The organism is Brevundimonas sp. LM2, from assembly GCF_002002865.1.
In the GTDB taxonomy this organism is placed as follows: Bacteria; Pseudomonadota; Alphaproteobacteria; order Caulobacterales; family Caulobacteraceae; genus Brevundimonas.
The window spans coordinates 2,232,464-2,245,436 of sequence record NZ_CP019508.1 but is presented as its reverse complement, the minus strand read 5'-3'; the positions used below and the strand labels follow the sequence as shown (position 1 = coordinate 2,245,436).

Below are 12,973 nucleotides of genomic sequence, written 5' to 3'. Positions count from 1 at the left end.
CTGACGCTTTTCTTAGAGGGGGTGAACCCTTTATCCAAGCGCGCGTTTCCCGTGTGCGGTAACCGACACAGTAGCGGGTAAGGGCGGCGGCCGGCTTTGGGGTACGTGGGTGAATCAAGCTTCTGACCTTCGGGTCATGATCGTGGAAGACCAGGCCATTCTCGCGATGGAGCTGGAGCTCGTGCTCGGCGACGCCGGATGCGACGTGGTCGGCTGCGCCATGGATCGGGAGGGCGCGTTCCAGATCGCGGAGCGGGAGCGCCCGACGCTGGCCCTGGTCGACGTCAACCTCCTGGACGGCATGACCGGTCCTCAGATCGCCCACCGGCTGGTGACCGAGTACGGCACCGCCGTCGTCTTCCTGACCGCCAACCCCGAACAGATCCCCGACGGGTTCGCCGGGGCCCTGGGCGCGGTGTGCAAACCGTTCGACGAGCAGACCATCCGCGCGGTCGTCGCCTTCGCCGGCCAGTTCATCCTGAACCGTACCGTCGGGGACCCGCCCCGCAAGTTCCGTCTGGCGCCCTGGCTGTCCACGCCGCCGGCGACGATCGCGCCGCACTGAGCGACTAGTCGATCTTCAACCGCATGAAGATCATCCCGCCGTCTGGATCGCCCGCGTAGTCCGGCTCGAGATCATTCGGTACGAAGTTGCTGGCGTAGAGCGCGCCCAGCCCGAACGTTACGTGTTCGGCCACGCGCCAGTCTCGGATTGCGCCGATCGAGACCTTGCCGACAGTATAGACCGGGCCGTGGGCCCCGCCGGGCAGCTCTAGCAACTCGTCCGTTTCCGTCCGTTCGGCTCGTGCGAACACAGTCCAACGCGCGTTGGGGCTGAAGGCAGACTCAAACGCCAGCGCATTGGTCGCATCGTCGCCGCCGTGGGCCTTGGTGCCCCAGGCGAGCGTCGTGGACCACCAGCCCTCGGTCCCGATCCGGCGGGTATGGATGGCGCTGGCGGACCATTTCGTGTCGTCATCGTCGGGCGACAACTGCTCGGGCGATGTCACGTCGGCATAGGAGGCCTGCAGCGACCATTCTGGGGATGGGTTCCAGGAGGCGCGCACCGACCAGCTGTCGAACTCCGGCCGTTCGATATCGTAGCGATGCTGGTTCGGCTCGCGCCCTTTGAAGGTCGAGGCCTCCAGCTTGAAGGCATCGTGCACCCAGCCCAGGGTCGCCACGCCGAACACGATATGGGTCGAATCCAACCAGTGATGGGTGATGGGCGCTTCGGGCGAATCCATCGTGCTCATGCGGTGCATAAAGGCGGGTGGCCCGAAAGCCGGCTCGCCCGGCAGGCCGATGTAGCCGAAGACGCTGTCGGTGTCGGAAAGACGGCGCGCATAGCTGGCCGAAAGCTCCATGAACAGGTCGTGCGGGTGCTGGCGATCAACCAGCGTTTGAATCCCGTCGGCGGTTTCGCCGGCGGCGAGCAGCAGGGGATAGCCGCGCTTGCCCATAAGGGGATCGGGGCTGACCATGGCCCGAAGGTTCATCGTCGATCCGTCGTCGAAAGCGCGCCGCGCCGATGTCATGAGCATGCCGGAAACGAAGGTCTGCTTGTCGCCTCGGGGACCATTCTGGCCGTCATAGGTCAGGTTCAGCAAGGCATGGGTCATGAAGGACCAGTCGCCCCGCATCGTATGGATGCCGGCGTGCTCCGATACGTCCGGCTGCCAGCTGGTGCCCGAGGCATCCCGGCTCAAGGGCCATGGACCGAGGGCGCTGGTCATGGGCTGGTCGCCGTGATTCATCCCCTCCATGGACGACATGTCCTGCATCGAATGGTCCATGCCGGGCACATCGGGCTTCGGGCTAAGCGGCTGCGGCGCGGTCTGTGGGGTGGGTGCCGGCATCATGGCGTGATCGGCGTGTGGATCAGCCGGGGTCGGCGTTGTGTGCCCGGCATGGGCTTGCGCGAACGCAGGCTGGGCGAGAGCGAGCAGCGAAGCGCCGGCGCTGAGCGCGGCGAGAGATTGGGCAGCCATCAAGGGCTCCTTGCAAAGAGAGTTCGGGGTGGCGAGCGGCTCGCCGACGAATCTGTTCGGAAGGTTCAGCCCTTGGGCGGTCCGGTCTCGGGCGTTGTGAGCAGGCCATTGGGCAGGGCGCGGTCGAGCGCCACCGGACGCGCGCGAGGCAGCGCGACGGCCGACCGCAGGGGTGGAGGCACGCCCAGGGTGGCGATACAGGCGACACAGCAGGCCATGCTCTTCATGGGCCGTTCGGGCGTGGAAGTCGGCGTGCCGTGATCCATGCCGACCATGCCCGCCATCTCGTGGCAGGGCGGCGGGCCGGTTTCGGCCATGACCGGCGACGTTGCACCCAGCAGCAGGACACCCAGAGCGCCGAGCAGCATCAACAGGGTCCGAAATGTCGCCATGACCCTATCTAGGCGCGATGCAGGCTCGCCTCAAGCCAACCCGCCGCCGAGGTTCAGACCCGGCCCGGTCGGGGGGGACCCCTCGGGGGCGAGGTCCAGCTGCATCAGGTGGACGTCCAGCCAGCGGTCGAACTTCCATCCCACCTGGACATAGGCACCCACGCGCCGGAAGCCCAGGCGCTCGTGCAGGGCGATGGAGGCCTCGCTGGTGGCGCTGTCGCTGATGGCTCCGATGACGTGGCGCAGGCCGAGGGCGCGGGCTCGCTCGATCAGGCCGGTCAGAAGCGCGCGCCCGACGCCCCGACCTCGCGCCGCTTCCTCGACATAGATCGAGCCCTCGACCCCGTAGCGATAGGCCGGGCGCGGCCGGAACGGCGAGGCATAGGCATAGCCGGCGAACCTTCCATCGACCTCGGCCGCCAGCCAGGGCAGGCCCTTGCTTCGCACGGCCTCGAACCGGGCCGTCATCTCGGCCAGCGAGGGCGGCTCCAGCTCGAAGGTCGCCGTGCCGGTCAGGACCTCGCGGCCATACAGGGCCGTGATGGCCGGCAGGTCGGTCGCGGTCGCCTCGCGGATCACGCCGTCTCCCAGCCTCGCTCGATGGCCCAGACTGCGAAGGCATAGTCGTGGGCGACCTCCTTGAGATAGTCGAAGCGGCCCGAGGCTCCGCCGTGCCCGGCCTCCATATTGATCTTGAGCAGGACCGGATTGCCCGAGGTGGTCGCCGGCCGCAGCTTGGCGACCCATTTCTGAGGTTCCCAATAGGTGACGCGCGGATCGGACAGACCCCCCGTCGCCAGGATGGCCGGATAGGCCTTGGCCTCGACCTGATCATAGGGGCTGTAGCTCATCATATAGTCGTAGGCTTCGGGATCCTCGATCGGATTGCCCCACTCGGGCCACTCCGGCGGGGTCAGGGGCAGGCTGACGTCCGACATCGTGTTGATCACGTCGACGAAGGGCACCTGGCCGATGATGCCGGCCCACAGGTCGGGCCGCATATTGGTGACCGCGCCCATCAGCAGCCCGCCCGCCGATCCGCCCTGGGCCACGATCTTGCCCGCGCTGGCATAGCGGTTGGCGATCAGATGCTCGGCCGAGGCGATGAAGTCGGTGAAGGTGTTCTTCTTGGTCATCTTCCGGGCCTCGAGGAACCAGCCCCAGCCCTTGTCCGACCCGCCCCGGATGTGGGCGATGGCATAGATCCAGCCGCGATCGACCAGCGACAGCCGCCCGGTCGAAAAGCCGGCGGGCATCGGAATGCCGTAGGAGCCGTAGCCGTACAGCAGCAGCGGGGCCGAGCCGTCGACTGGCGTGGACTTGCGCCGCACGACCGTCACCGGGACCATCTGGCCGTCGGGGGCGGGCGCGTTCAGCCGCTCGACCACATAGTCGGCCGGATCGTGACCGGAGGGGATCTCCTGCACCTTCATCAGGGTGCGGGCCCGGCTGGCCATGTCGTAGTCGTAGGTCGAGGTGGGCGTGGACGGCGAGTTGTAACCGTAGCGGGTGACCGTGGTGTCGAACTCGGACGACCCGGCCAGCGACAGGGCGTAGGCCGGCTCGTCGGCGGCAATCTCGTGCTCGTCGCCGGCCTTGTCGCGGATCACGATCCGGGTGTTGGCCTCGGCCCGCTCCTGCCAGGCCAGATGGGCGGACGTCAGGTCGAAGCCCTCGATGAACCGGCCGGGCCGATAGGGGACCAGATCGCGCCAGGCCGCGCGCTCGGGCCGATCCGTCGGGGACGTCATCAGCTTGAAGTCGATCGCGTCGTCGTCGTTGGTGCGGAACACCCAGCCGTCGGGCCAGTGGTCGGCGTCGTAGCGGACCCCGACCCGACGGGCGGCCAGGACCGTCGGCGGGGCTTCGGGCGTGGCAGCCGGGATCGCCCAGGCCTCCGACGTCTCCTGGTTCTGGACGGTGATCAGGACGAAGGCGTCGTCCGCCGACCGTCCAACCCCCAGGAACATGCCGTCGTCGGCCTCGTCATAGACCAGCACCGTCTCGCCGCCCCGCGCGGGCCGGCGATAGATCTTGTCCGGCCGGCCGTTGTCGTCGCGGTTGGTCCAGAAGATGTGGGCGCTGTCGGGCGAGAAGGTGAAGTTGCCGGTCGCCGACGGGATCGGGTCGGGCAGCAGCTCGCCGCTGGCAAGGTCGCGGATGTAGATCTGGTGGACCTCCGAGCCCTGGGCGTCCTCGGCATAGGCGAACAGGCCGTGGTCGGGGCTGTGCTCGACCGCCGACACCTCCGAATAGGCCTTGCCCTCGGCCAGGGCGTTGGCGTCCAGCAGGATCGTCTCCGCCCCGCCGCCGCGCGGCCGGCGGCAGAACAGCGGATGCTGCATCCCAGTGTCGAAGCGGCTGTAGTACTCCCACGGTCCGTCCGCCGCCGGCACGGACGAATCGTCTTCCTTGATCCGCCCCTTCATCTCCTCGAACATCTGAGTCTGCAGCGGCAGGGTCGAGGCCAGCATGGCCTCGCGGTAGGCGTTCTCGGCGATCAGGTGCTCCTTGACGTCGGCCTTGATCAGGGTCGGGTCGCGCAGCACGGCCTGCCAGTTGTCGTCCTTCATCCACTGATAGTCGTCGGTCCGGGTCCGGCCCAGCTGTTCGATGGTCACCGGGATCTTCTTGGCGACGGGCGGGGTGGGCAGGGTCATCGGAACTCCGAACGGGCGGGCGAAAACGGGCGAGGCGGCGGCGACCAGCGCGGACGCAGCGGTGGTGGCGACGAACTGGCGGCGGTTCATGGCGGGGCCTTCCCTGTAGGACAGACCGACAGCTTGTGCGACGGGGCAGGCCTGCGTCAAATGCCGTGACCGGAGATCGAACGATGTTCCAAACCCCGCCCGTTCAGGAGGCCCCGCCGCCGGTCGCGCCGCCCGTCTGGGATCTGACGGTCGGCCTGATCGACGCGACGGTCCAACTGGACCAGCCGTCCGGGCCCGGCACCCGGACCGTCGGCACCGGCTTCCTGATCCAGGCCCCCCGGCCGGACGGGACGCCGCGCGTGGTTCTGGTGACGGCCGCCCATGTGCTGGAACAAATGCCGGAGCCTCAGGCGCGGATCGGCTGGCGCATCGCCCTGGCTGAGGGGGCCTGGCGGTTCGATCCGCAGCCGCTGTCGATCCGCGATGACGCCGGCGCCGCCCTATGGACACGGCATCCGGATCAGGACGTGGCGGTCATGGAGATCGTGGCCCCCGAACCCTTCGCCCGAGCGGCCATTCCCCTGGCCTGGCTGGCCGACCGGACGACGTTCGAGGCCCTGCAGGTCGGGCCGGGCGATGAGTTGCTGTCGCTCGGCTTTCCGCGCGGCCTGTCCGCCAACCGGGCCGGATTTCCGATCCTGCGGGTCGGGCGGATCGCCTCCTGGCCGCTGTCGCCCGTCGACGCCTTCCCGACCTTCCTGCTGGACTTCGCCGTCTTCCCCGGGAACTCCGGCGGTCCGGTCTTCTGGACGCCCAGCGCCCGCAAACGGCCCGGCACCATCGCGCCGGACACGGCCTTCATCGCTGGCCTGCTGAGCGAAGAGGTGTGGGTGAGGGACGAGGCGCTGGACATCGGCGTGGTCACCCATGCGGCCTACGTGCGCGAGGCGATCGCCCTGCTGGACGCCCCGGGGTCTAGGCCGGGGCCCTGAGCCCGTCCAGCCGGGCCAGTTCGCGCGCGCCATAGAAGCGGGGTTCGAACCCCTGGGTCCAGAACAGCTTGCCCAGGCCCCGCGCCGCGCGGTCCAACATCGTGGCGCGGGCCGGGTGGGCGACGACGGTCAGGGCGATCGCCGCCACGCCCCAGACCCCGGCCTGGGCGGCGCCGATCAGCATCCAGCGGGCCACGCCCGGCCAGTTTCCGGCCTTGGCCGCCGTCTGGCTCGGGCCTTGGCCATAGGCGAAGGCGCGCGACAGGGCATAGCGCATCGTTGCGCGGTGCGGCGGGGCGAACTCCTCGACCCGGGCCTCGGCGGCCCAGCCGAAACGCCCGCCGCGCGCGGCCAGGGCCGCGAACAGCACGTCGTCCTCGCCGCCGCTCTGGTCGGCGCGCGCATCGAGGGGGGCCGGGCCGGGCAGGGCGGTGGCGCGCACCAGCAGGGAGTTTCCACAGCCGTAGCTGTGGTTGATCAACCCTGTGGACGTCGGACACTCGCGGCCGAAGAACCGCTCGAGGTGGGGGGTGGCCCAGCCGGTGCCCTCGGGCACGCGACCGGTGATCGGTCCGAAGACGGCATCGGCCCCGGTCAGCGTCTGGGCGTCCAGCAGAGCCTTCAGCCACCCGGGCGAGGCCGCCTCGTCATCGTCCAGGAAGGCGATCAGGGGGGCCTCGGTGGCCGCCAGACCGGCGTTGCGGGCGGTGGCCACGCCGGGCTGCGGCGCGTGCCGATAGATCAGGGGGCAGGGACTGTCCGGCGCCAGACGCGCGACGCCTGAGGCTGCCGTGCCCGCGGGATCGTTGTCGACCACGACGATCGAGGTCAGCCGGTCGGCGACGCCGCTCTGCGCGAACAGCGACCGCAGCGCCCGTTCCAGACTATCCGGCCGGCGCATGGTCGGCACGATCACCGAGACGTCGCCCATCACACCGTCTCCGCGTAGAGGGCGGCGCGGTACAGGCGCAGCGAGAAGGCCCGCGCCCCGCTCGGCAGCCAGCCCGCGACGGCGGCGCGCCTGATCCACGGCCGGACCGACGCCAGGGCTGGGACGCGCTTCAGCAGTTTGGCCGCCTTGTAGCTGGGATAGCCGCTGACGATGTCGGGATGCCGGGCGACGACACGGGCGAAATTGACGGCCGACTGCTCGTATTTGCCGGCCAGGGCCTCGACGGTGTCCAACCCCATGTGGGTGGCCGGGTTGTCGACATGGACCACGGCGAAGCGGCGCGCGACCCGCATGGCCCACTCCACATCCTCCCAGCCCCAGCCGGTGAATTCGGCGTCGAAGGCCTCGGTCTCGAACACGTCGCGCCGGACCAGGAGATTGGAGGTGTAGACGTATTTCTCCGGCGTCTTGGCCCGCTCCTGGTAGGGCACGCACTCGCTGCGCGCGGCCATGGCCCGGTGGACCGCGAACCGGGCGTCGGTCGGGGCCTGCAGCAGCGAGAAGCCGCCGAAGGCCACGGCCGGGTTCTCGCGCGCCACCAGATCGGCCCAGGTCGACAGGAACCGGCCATGGTCGGGCCGCATGTCGCTGTCGAGGAACAGCAGACTGCCGCCCCGCGCGGCCTTGGCCAGGCGGTTGCGGCCCTTCGACCGGCCTTCGTTCATGGTCAGGGTGATCAGGCGGACCGGCAGGGCCATCGCCCGGATCGTCGCCTGCAGCCGTTCGGTCAGGACGGTGTCGCCCGTGCCGTCGTCCAGCAGCACGATCTCGACCGAACCGCCCAGTGCCCCGGCTTCCGCGTCCAGCAGACCCAGCAGGTCGGTCGGGTCGTCGCGCAGGAAGGGGATCAGCACCGAGACGGCGGGCGTGGCGGATGCCCGCGAGGCATTGTCGGTGACCAGGGGAAGGATCATGCGGCCGGCCTCGGCTCGGCGCGGGCGGCGATCAGCCGGGCCGCCAGATCCCGGACGCCCGCGGCGTTCAGGCTCCACGCCGCGGCCGCATAGACGAGCGCCCCGCCGCCGGCCTTGAGCCCCAGTTCCAGGATCCCGCCGGGGGCGGGCAACAGCAGCACCGCCGCGGCCATCAGGCCGGACGCCAGGCCGCAGCGCGACAGGGTGGTCCAGGGGATGGGCATGGCGACGATCCCGCGCCCCATGGTGATGGAGGCCAGGGCGCCGATGCCGAAGCTGGTGGTGGTGGCCACGGCCGCCCCCATCACCCCCATCCGCGGCACCAGGATCAGGTTCAGGATCACATTGGACAAAGCGGGAATGCACAGGGTCAGCAACAGCCGGTCGGTGCGCCGACCCAGCACGAAGGCCTGGCTGAGATAGTAGGACGTCAGGCCCGACAGCAGGGCCGACAGGGCGATCCAGGGCGTGACGGAAGCGGCCACGCCGCGCAGGTCTTCGCCGATCATGAAGTCGGCCAGGGGCCGGGCGACCAGGGCGACGCCCACGGCGGCGGGCAGGCCGATCAAAAGGAAGGTCGAGGCCTGTTCGCGGGCGGCGGTCATGAAGGCCTCGCGGCTGCCGCGCTCCCAGGCCCCTATCAGGGCCGGGGTCCCGGCCGCCCCCAGCCAGATGAACAGCACGTCCAGCGTCCGGCTCGAGAGGCTGTAGCCGGCGTGATAGGCTCCGACGGCGGCGGGCCCCATGAAGATCTCCAGCAGAAACCGGTCGGTGGAGGCCATGATCAGCGACAGGCCCAGCCCCGCCGCGATCGGATAGCCGTAGCGGGCATAGCCGAACAGCCGATCGCGGTGGTGGACCCCGCCGCGCGCCCGCCTCAGCTCGCCCGGCAGGACGAAGGGCAGGGCCAGCAGGGGGGCGACGGCCAGGCCGACCAGGGGCGAGGCGGCCCCGACGCCCAGCAGCGCGCAGCCGGCCCCGATCAGAAAGCCGGTCAGGGTGACGCCGATGTCCATGGTCGCCGACTTGCCGACCTCGCCGGCCGCGCGGAACCGTTCCTGCGCCAGCTTGGCCAGGGCCCGGATCGGGATACCGGCCAGTCCGATCCCGATGGCCAGCTTCAGCCCCTCGCCGATCGGGGCCAACCACAACCCGAGGGCCGCGAGCGGCAGGATCGCCGCCGTCATCAGGGCGGTGGCGCGATACAGGGTGGCGAAATGGTCGGCCAGGCCCTGGTCCTGCTCCGCCGCCCAGAAGCGCGCCATCGACGCCTCCAGCCAGCTGAAGGTTCCGACATGGACCAGGGTCATGACCGAAAAGGCGATGGCATAGCGGCCGAAATCCTCGGCGCTGAGCAGTCGGGTGAAGACGACGATGGCCCCGAACCCGACCAGCCCCTGGACGATATTCGCGGGCAGATAACCCCAGACGCCGCGCCAGAACATCAGCGACGCCCGATCATCGGACGGCCACCCGGTCGCCCAGCAGGACGGGCAGGGTCTTGGCCATGATATACAGGTCCAGCCACAGCGACTGGCGTTCGATGTAGTCGACGTCCAGCTGCACCCGCCGGCGCACGTCCTGGGCGCTGTGCAGCGGGCCGCGCGAGCCGTGGATGGCGGCCCAACCGGTCATGCCCGGTTTCATCCGGTGCCGATGGGCGTATTCGGCGACCAGACGCGCGCTCTCGACCGCGCCGGTCTTCATGCCGATGGCGTGGGGGCGGGGACCGACCAGCGACATCTCGCCCTTCAGCACGTTGAACAGCTGCGGCAGCTCGTCCAGGCTGGTGGAGCGGAGCAGACGGCCCAGGCGCGTGACCCGGTCGTCGTCGCACGTGACCTGCCGGCTGGCGGTGGCGTCGGCGACCTCGGGCCGCATCGAGCGGAATTTCCAGACCACGATCTCCTCGTGGTTGAAGCCGTGGCGACGCTGGCGAAAGAACACCGGCCCCGGGCTGTCCAGCGTGATCGCCAGGGCCGTCAGCAGGATGATCGGCGACAACAACACGACGGCGAGCAGCCCGATGACCAGATCCTGCATCCGCTTGTTGAAGGCGCGGCGGTCGTCGTCGACCGGGCCGTCCAGCGAGGCCAGGGGGGCGCGCGCCAGCCGGTCCAGCGCCGCGCTGCGTTCGCCCGCATCGACCGGGTCGATCAGCAGGGTGACCTCGTTCGGCAGGGCCGACAGGCGGGCGGTCAGTTCGCGGACCCGCTTCTCCGCCTTCGGGTCGATGGCCAGGACGATGCGGTCGACATAGGGCGTCATCCGGTGGGTCATCAGCGCCTCGGCGTCGCCCAGCACCGGCACCCCCTCGATACTGTCGGGCGAGCGCGCCAGACGGTCGTCGAACACGCCCAGCACGTTGATGTCGCGGCGCTGGAGGGCGTCGCGGATCAGCTGCTCGGCATGGCGCGTGGCCCCGACCAGGACGATGCTGGGGGTCAGGGCCCCGCTGCTTCGCCAGTCCAGAACCATGCGGCTCCAGCCCATGTGCAGGCCGTACAGCGCGATCATGAGCGCAGCCGTCCATGCCCCATAGTCGCCCAGCGCCGGGCCGGCGCCGGTCAGGGCGACCTCGAGCAGCATGGCGCACAGGCCGCCGCCCACGGCCACGCCGCACACCGCCGCCAGATGGGCGGCAACGCGTTGACCGCGCGCGAACCGGTAGAGGCCCAGCGATCGCATCAGTCCCAGGACGACGACCGCGCCGAAGGCCAGGGGCAGGGCCCGGGACAGGGGCATGGCCAGCAGACCCTGAGGGCTCATCCCCCAGCCCGCGCCGACGGTGATGGCCACGACCACGGCGATGTCGGCGCTGCGGAACCAGTGCACGGCCAGGCGCGACGCCCCCTTCTGCCGCGCGTTCAGCCACACCTCGGGGCGGAACGGACCGCGCCGCGCGACGCCCTGCGCGGGAACGGCCAGCGGCGGCGCGACCGGGGCTTGGGGCTCCGTCACATCCATGCTCGCAGCATCCCGCCGGGGCGCCGTCGCGCGATCCAGATTGAGGGCCTTGGTCATGCGGCCATCCTGCATGGCCCCCGTGGATGTCGCGTTAACGGACGATCCTGATTTCGCCGATTGCGCCGCCGCCCGGCCTCCGCTATCGAGCCGTCCTGCCGGAGACGTGGCCGAGTGGCTGAAGGCAACGGTTTGCTAAATCGTCATACCCTGTAAGGGGTATCGAGGGTTCGAATCCCTCCGTCTCCGCCATCCTGCTTCGCGCGAAACCGCGCTTCGCAGGACAGCCCATTGAACGCGCGCAGCAGGATGCCCGGCGAAGCCGCGGCGAAGCAGGGTTGCCTGCAGCGTCAAGCTCTCCGCTTTCCCCGACGTGATCTTGTGACCGCCGCCCGGGAGGGTTAGGTCTCCGGCTTCATCGCTTCCAGGAGAGCAAACATGGCCGATCTGGCTCAGGTTACCGAACACATCCGCGCTCGCGTCGGCGACAACTCCGGTCTGGGCAAGACCGTCAAGCTCGACATGGGCGACGCCGGCAAGATCTACATCGACGGGGCCTCGGTGCCGAACTCGGTCACCAATGAGGACAAGCCCGCCGACACCACCGTCAGCGTCTCGTGGGACGACTTCATCGCCATGTCCGAAGGCAAGCTGGACGGCATGATGGCCTTCATGCAGGGCAAGCTGAAGATCGCCGGCGACATGATGGTCGCGCAGAAGCTGATCCCGCTGCTCAAGCGCTAAGCGTGCCGAAACAATAAAAAGAACAGAGCGGCGCGGCCCCCCGGGGTCGCGCCGTTTGTGTGTCTCGGGAGGACACCGACGATGGATTTCAAACATTCGGATCACGCCCTGCACTGGCAGGAACGGGTCAACCGCTTCCTCGACGACAAGGTGCTGCCGCGCGCCGCCGACTACTGGGGCGAGGTCCATGCGGATCCGACAACCCCGTCCCCGACCATGGAGGCGCTGAAGGCCGAGGCGCGCGAGGCGGGGCTGTGGAACATGTTCCTGCCCGGCGAGCACGGCACGGGCCTGACCAACCTGGAATACGCGCCCCTGGCCGAGGCCATGGGCCGGGCGGGCCTGTGGACACCGGAGGTATTCAACTGCAACGCCCCCGACACCGGCAATATGGAGGTGCTCCATATGTACGGGAACGCCGCCCAGCAGGACCGCTGGCTGACGCCCCTGATGGCCGGCGAGATCCGCTCGGCCTTCCTGATGACCGAGCCCGCCGTGGCCTCGTCGGACGCCACCAACATCCAGACCTCGATCGTGCGCGAGGGCGATGAGTATGTGATCAACGGCCGCAAATGGTGGTCGACCAACATGGCCCACCCGAACGTCGCCATCGCCATCGTCATGGGCAAGACCGACACGGGCGCGGCGACCCACGCCCAGCAGTCCCAGGTCCTGGTGCCGACGGACACGCCCGGCTTCCGCGTCGAACGGATGCTGACCGTGTTCGGCTATGACGAGCGTCCGATCGGCCATGCCGAGGTCGTGCTCGACAACGTCCGGGTGCCGGTCGAGAACCTGATCGCGGGGGAGGGGCGGGGCTTCGAGATCGCCCAGGGGCGGTTGGGGCCCGGCCGCATCCACCACTGCATGCGCGTCATCGGGGCGGCCGAGAAGGCGCTGGAGCTGATGTGCGACCGGCTGCTGAACCGTACCGCCTTCCGCAAGACCCTGTCCGAGCATTCGGTCTGGGAGCAGCGCGTTGGCGAGGCCCGCACCAACATCGAGATGTGCCGGCTGATGGTGCTGAAGGCCGCCTGGATGATCGACCAGGCCGGGGTCAAGAACGCCAAGTCCGAGATCGCCCAGATCAAGGTCGCGGCCCCCAAGATGGCGCTGCAGATCATCGACGACGCCATCCAGGCGTTCGGCGGGGCGGGCGTCTCGGGCGACACGCCCTTGGCCGAGATGTACGCCACGGTGCGGACCCTGCGCCTGGCCGACGGCCCGGACGAGGTCCACAACCGCACCATCGCCCGCCTCGAATACGCCAAGCACGGCGGACGACCGGTCCGCTGACCGGGGAGGGCGCGGCGGTGCCCGGTGTCGCACCGCCGGATTGTGCGGCAACGAAAGCAGAACGTCCGTGTTAGCCT

The 12,973-nt window shown here is 69.5% G+C and carries 12 protein-coding genes and 1 tRNA gene; 5 read left to right on the top strand and 8 right to left on the bottom strand.

The features are described 5' to 3' along the window. The first annotated feature begins 136 nt into the window (after positions 1 to 136). Entirely contained in the window at positions 137 to 565 is a 429-nt protein-coding gene (locus BZG35_RS11060) for a response regulator (RefSeq protein ID WP_077355698.1), read from the top strand. 4 nt (positions 566 to 569) lie between these two features. Here BZG35_RS11060 and BZG35_RS11055 read toward each other — a convergent pair whose 3' ends face one another. The 4 genes from BZG35_RS11055 to BZG35_RS11040 form a co-directional block, all read right to left on the bottom strand. Further along, complete coding sequence (locus tag BZG35_RS11055) at positions 570 to 1,991, bottom strand: hypothetical protein (protein ID WP_077355697.1); 1,422 nt, start codon at positions 1,989 to 1,991, stop codon at positions 570 to 572. Positions 1,992 to 2,056: 65 nt separating this feature from the next. After that, entirely contained in the window at positions 2,057 to 2,383 is a 327-nt protein-coding gene (locus BZG35_RS11050; RefSeq protein WP_077355696.1) for a hypothetical protein, read from the bottom strand. A 30-nt stretch (positions 2,384 to 2,413) separates the two neighbouring features. Continuing rightward, positions 2,414 to 2,962 carry a GNAT family N-acetyltransferase gene (locus BZG35_RS11045; protein WP_171981839.1) on the bottom strand — a complete coding sequence of 183 codons (549 nt, stop codon included), beginning with the start codon at positions 2,960 to 2,962 and terminating at the stop codon, positions 2,414 to 2,416. Continuing rightward, positions 2,959 to 5,133 carry a S9 family peptidase gene (locus tag BZG35_RS11040; protein ID WP_077355695.1) on the bottom strand — a complete coding sequence of 725 codons (2,175 nt, stop codon included), beginning with the start codon at positions 5,131 to 5,133 and terminating at the stop codon, positions 2,959 to 2,961. The genes BZG35_RS11045 and BZG35_RS11040 overlap by 4 nt, the downstream gene beginning before the upstream one ends. 83 nt (positions 5,134 to 5,216) lie before the next feature. On the opposite strand from BZG35_RS11040, the gene BZG35_RS11035 reads away from it, so the two are divergent. Beyond that, a complete protein-coding gene (locus BZG35_RS11035) occupies positions 5,217 to 6,026 on the top strand; it encodes a serine protease (protein ID WP_077355694.1) in 810 nt (269 codons plus the stop codon). Here the strand turns inward: BZG35_RS11035 and BZG35_RS11030 are convergent. Genes BZG35_RS11030 through BZG35_RS11015 form a run of 4 tightly spaced genes read right to left on the bottom strand, consistent with a single transcriptional unit; the run spans position 6,010 to position 10,916 of the window. After that, positions 6,010 to 6,957 carry a glycosyltransferase family 2 protein gene (locus tag BZG35_RS11030; RefSeq protein WP_077355693.1) on the bottom strand — a complete coding sequence of 316 codons (948 nt, stop codon included), beginning with the start codon at positions 6,955 to 6,957 and terminating at the stop codon, positions 6,010 to 6,012. The genes BZG35_RS11035 and BZG35_RS11030 overlap by 17 nt on opposite strands. Beyond that, a complete protein-coding gene (locus BZG35_RS11025) occupies positions 6,957 to 7,892 on the bottom strand; it encodes a glycosyltransferase family 2 protein (protein ID WP_077355692.1) in 936 nt (311 codons plus the stop codon). The genes BZG35_RS11030 and BZG35_RS11025 overlap by 1 nt, the downstream gene beginning before the upstream one ends. After that, positions 7,889 to 9,337, bottom strand: a complete 1,449-nt coding sequence (locus tag BZG35_RS11020; protein ID WP_077355691.1) for a lipopolysaccharide biosynthesis protein — start codon at positions 9,335 to 9,337, stop codon at positions 7,889 to 7,891. The genes BZG35_RS11025 and BZG35_RS11020 overlap by 4 nt, the downstream gene beginning before the upstream one ends. A 13-nt stretch (positions 9,338 to 9,350) precedes the next feature. Next, positions 9,351 to 10,916, bottom strand: coding sequence for an exopolysaccharide biosynthesis polyprenyl glycosylphosphotransferase (locus BZG35_RS11015; protein WP_077358062.1), 1,566 nt, complete (start codon positions 10,914 to 10,916; stop codon positions 9,351 to 9,353). Between the two features lie 100 nt (positions 10,917 to 11,016). On the opposite strand from BZG35_RS11015, the gene BZG35_RS11010 reads away from it, so the two are divergent. The 3 genes from BZG35_RS11010 to BZG35_RS11000 all read left to right on the top strand — a co-directional run bounded on the left by BZG35_RS11010 (position 11,017) and on the right by BZG35_RS11000 (position 12,896). Beyond that, positions 11,017 to 11,108: transfer RNA gene (locus BZG35_RS11010), tRNA-Ser, on the top strand. Positions 11,109 to 11,294: 186 nt separating this feature from the next. Then, positions 11,295 to 11,600, top strand: coding sequence for an SCP2 sterol-binding domain-containing protein (locus BZG35_RS11005; protein WP_077355690.1), 306 nt, complete (start codon positions 11,295 to 11,297; stop codon positions 11,598 to 11,600). Positions 11,601 to 11,681: 81 nt separating this feature from the next. Continuing rightward, the gene (locus tag BZG35_RS11000; protein WP_077355689.1) at positions 11,682 to 12,896 is read left to right on the top strand and encodes an acyl-CoA dehydrogenase family protein; all 1,215 of its coding nucleotides are present in this window, start codon (positions 11,682 to 11,684) and stop codon (positions 12,894 to 12,896) included. The last annotated feature ends 77 nt before the right edge of the window (positions 12,897 to 12,973 follow it).

Coding starts and splice junctions, on each gene's coding strand:
- BZG35_RS11050 (WP_077355696.1), bottom strand. CDS start 2,383: ATGGCGACATTTCGGACCCTGTTGATGCTGCTCGGCGCTCTGGGTGTC.
- BZG35_RS11060 (WP_077355698.1), top strand. CDS start 137: ATGATCGTGGAAGACCAGGCCATTCTCGCGATGGAGCTGGAGCTCGTG.
- BZG35_RS11040 (WP_077355695.1), bottom strand. CDS start 5,133: ATGAACCGCCGCCAGTTCGTCGCCACCACCGCTGCGTCCGCGCTGGTC.
- BZG35_RS11055 (WP_077355697.1), bottom strand. CDS start 1,991: ATGGCTGCCCAATCTCTCGCCGCGCTCAGCGCCGGCGCTTCGCTGCTC.
- BZG35_RS11020 (WP_077355691.1), bottom strand. CDS start 9,337: ATGTTCTGGCGCGGCGTCTGGGGTTATCTGCCCGCGAATATCGTCCAG.
- BZG35_RS11015 (WP_077358062.1), bottom strand. CDS start 10,916: ATGACCAAGGCCCTCAATCTGGATCGCGCGACGGCGCCCCGGCGGGAT.
- BZG35_RS11005 (WP_077355690.1), top strand. CDS start 11,295: ATGGCCGATCTGGCTCAGGTTACCGAACACATCCGCGCTCGCGTCGGC.
- BZG35_RS11000 (WP_077355689.1), top strand. CDS start 11,682: ATGGATTTCAAACATTCGGATCACGCCCTGCACTGGCAGGAACGGGTC.
- BZG35_RS11025 (WP_077355692.1), bottom strand. CDS start 7,892: ATGATCCTTCCCCTGGTCACCGACAATGCCTCGCGGGCATCCGCCACG.
- BZG35_RS11035 (WP_077355694.1), top strand. CDS start 5,217: ATGTTCCAAACCCCGCCCGTTCAGGAGGCCCCGCCGCCGGTCGCGCCG.
- BZG35_RS11030 (WP_077355693.1), bottom strand. CDS start 6,957: ATGGGCGACGTCTCGGTGATCGTGCCGACCATGCGCCGGCCGGATAGT.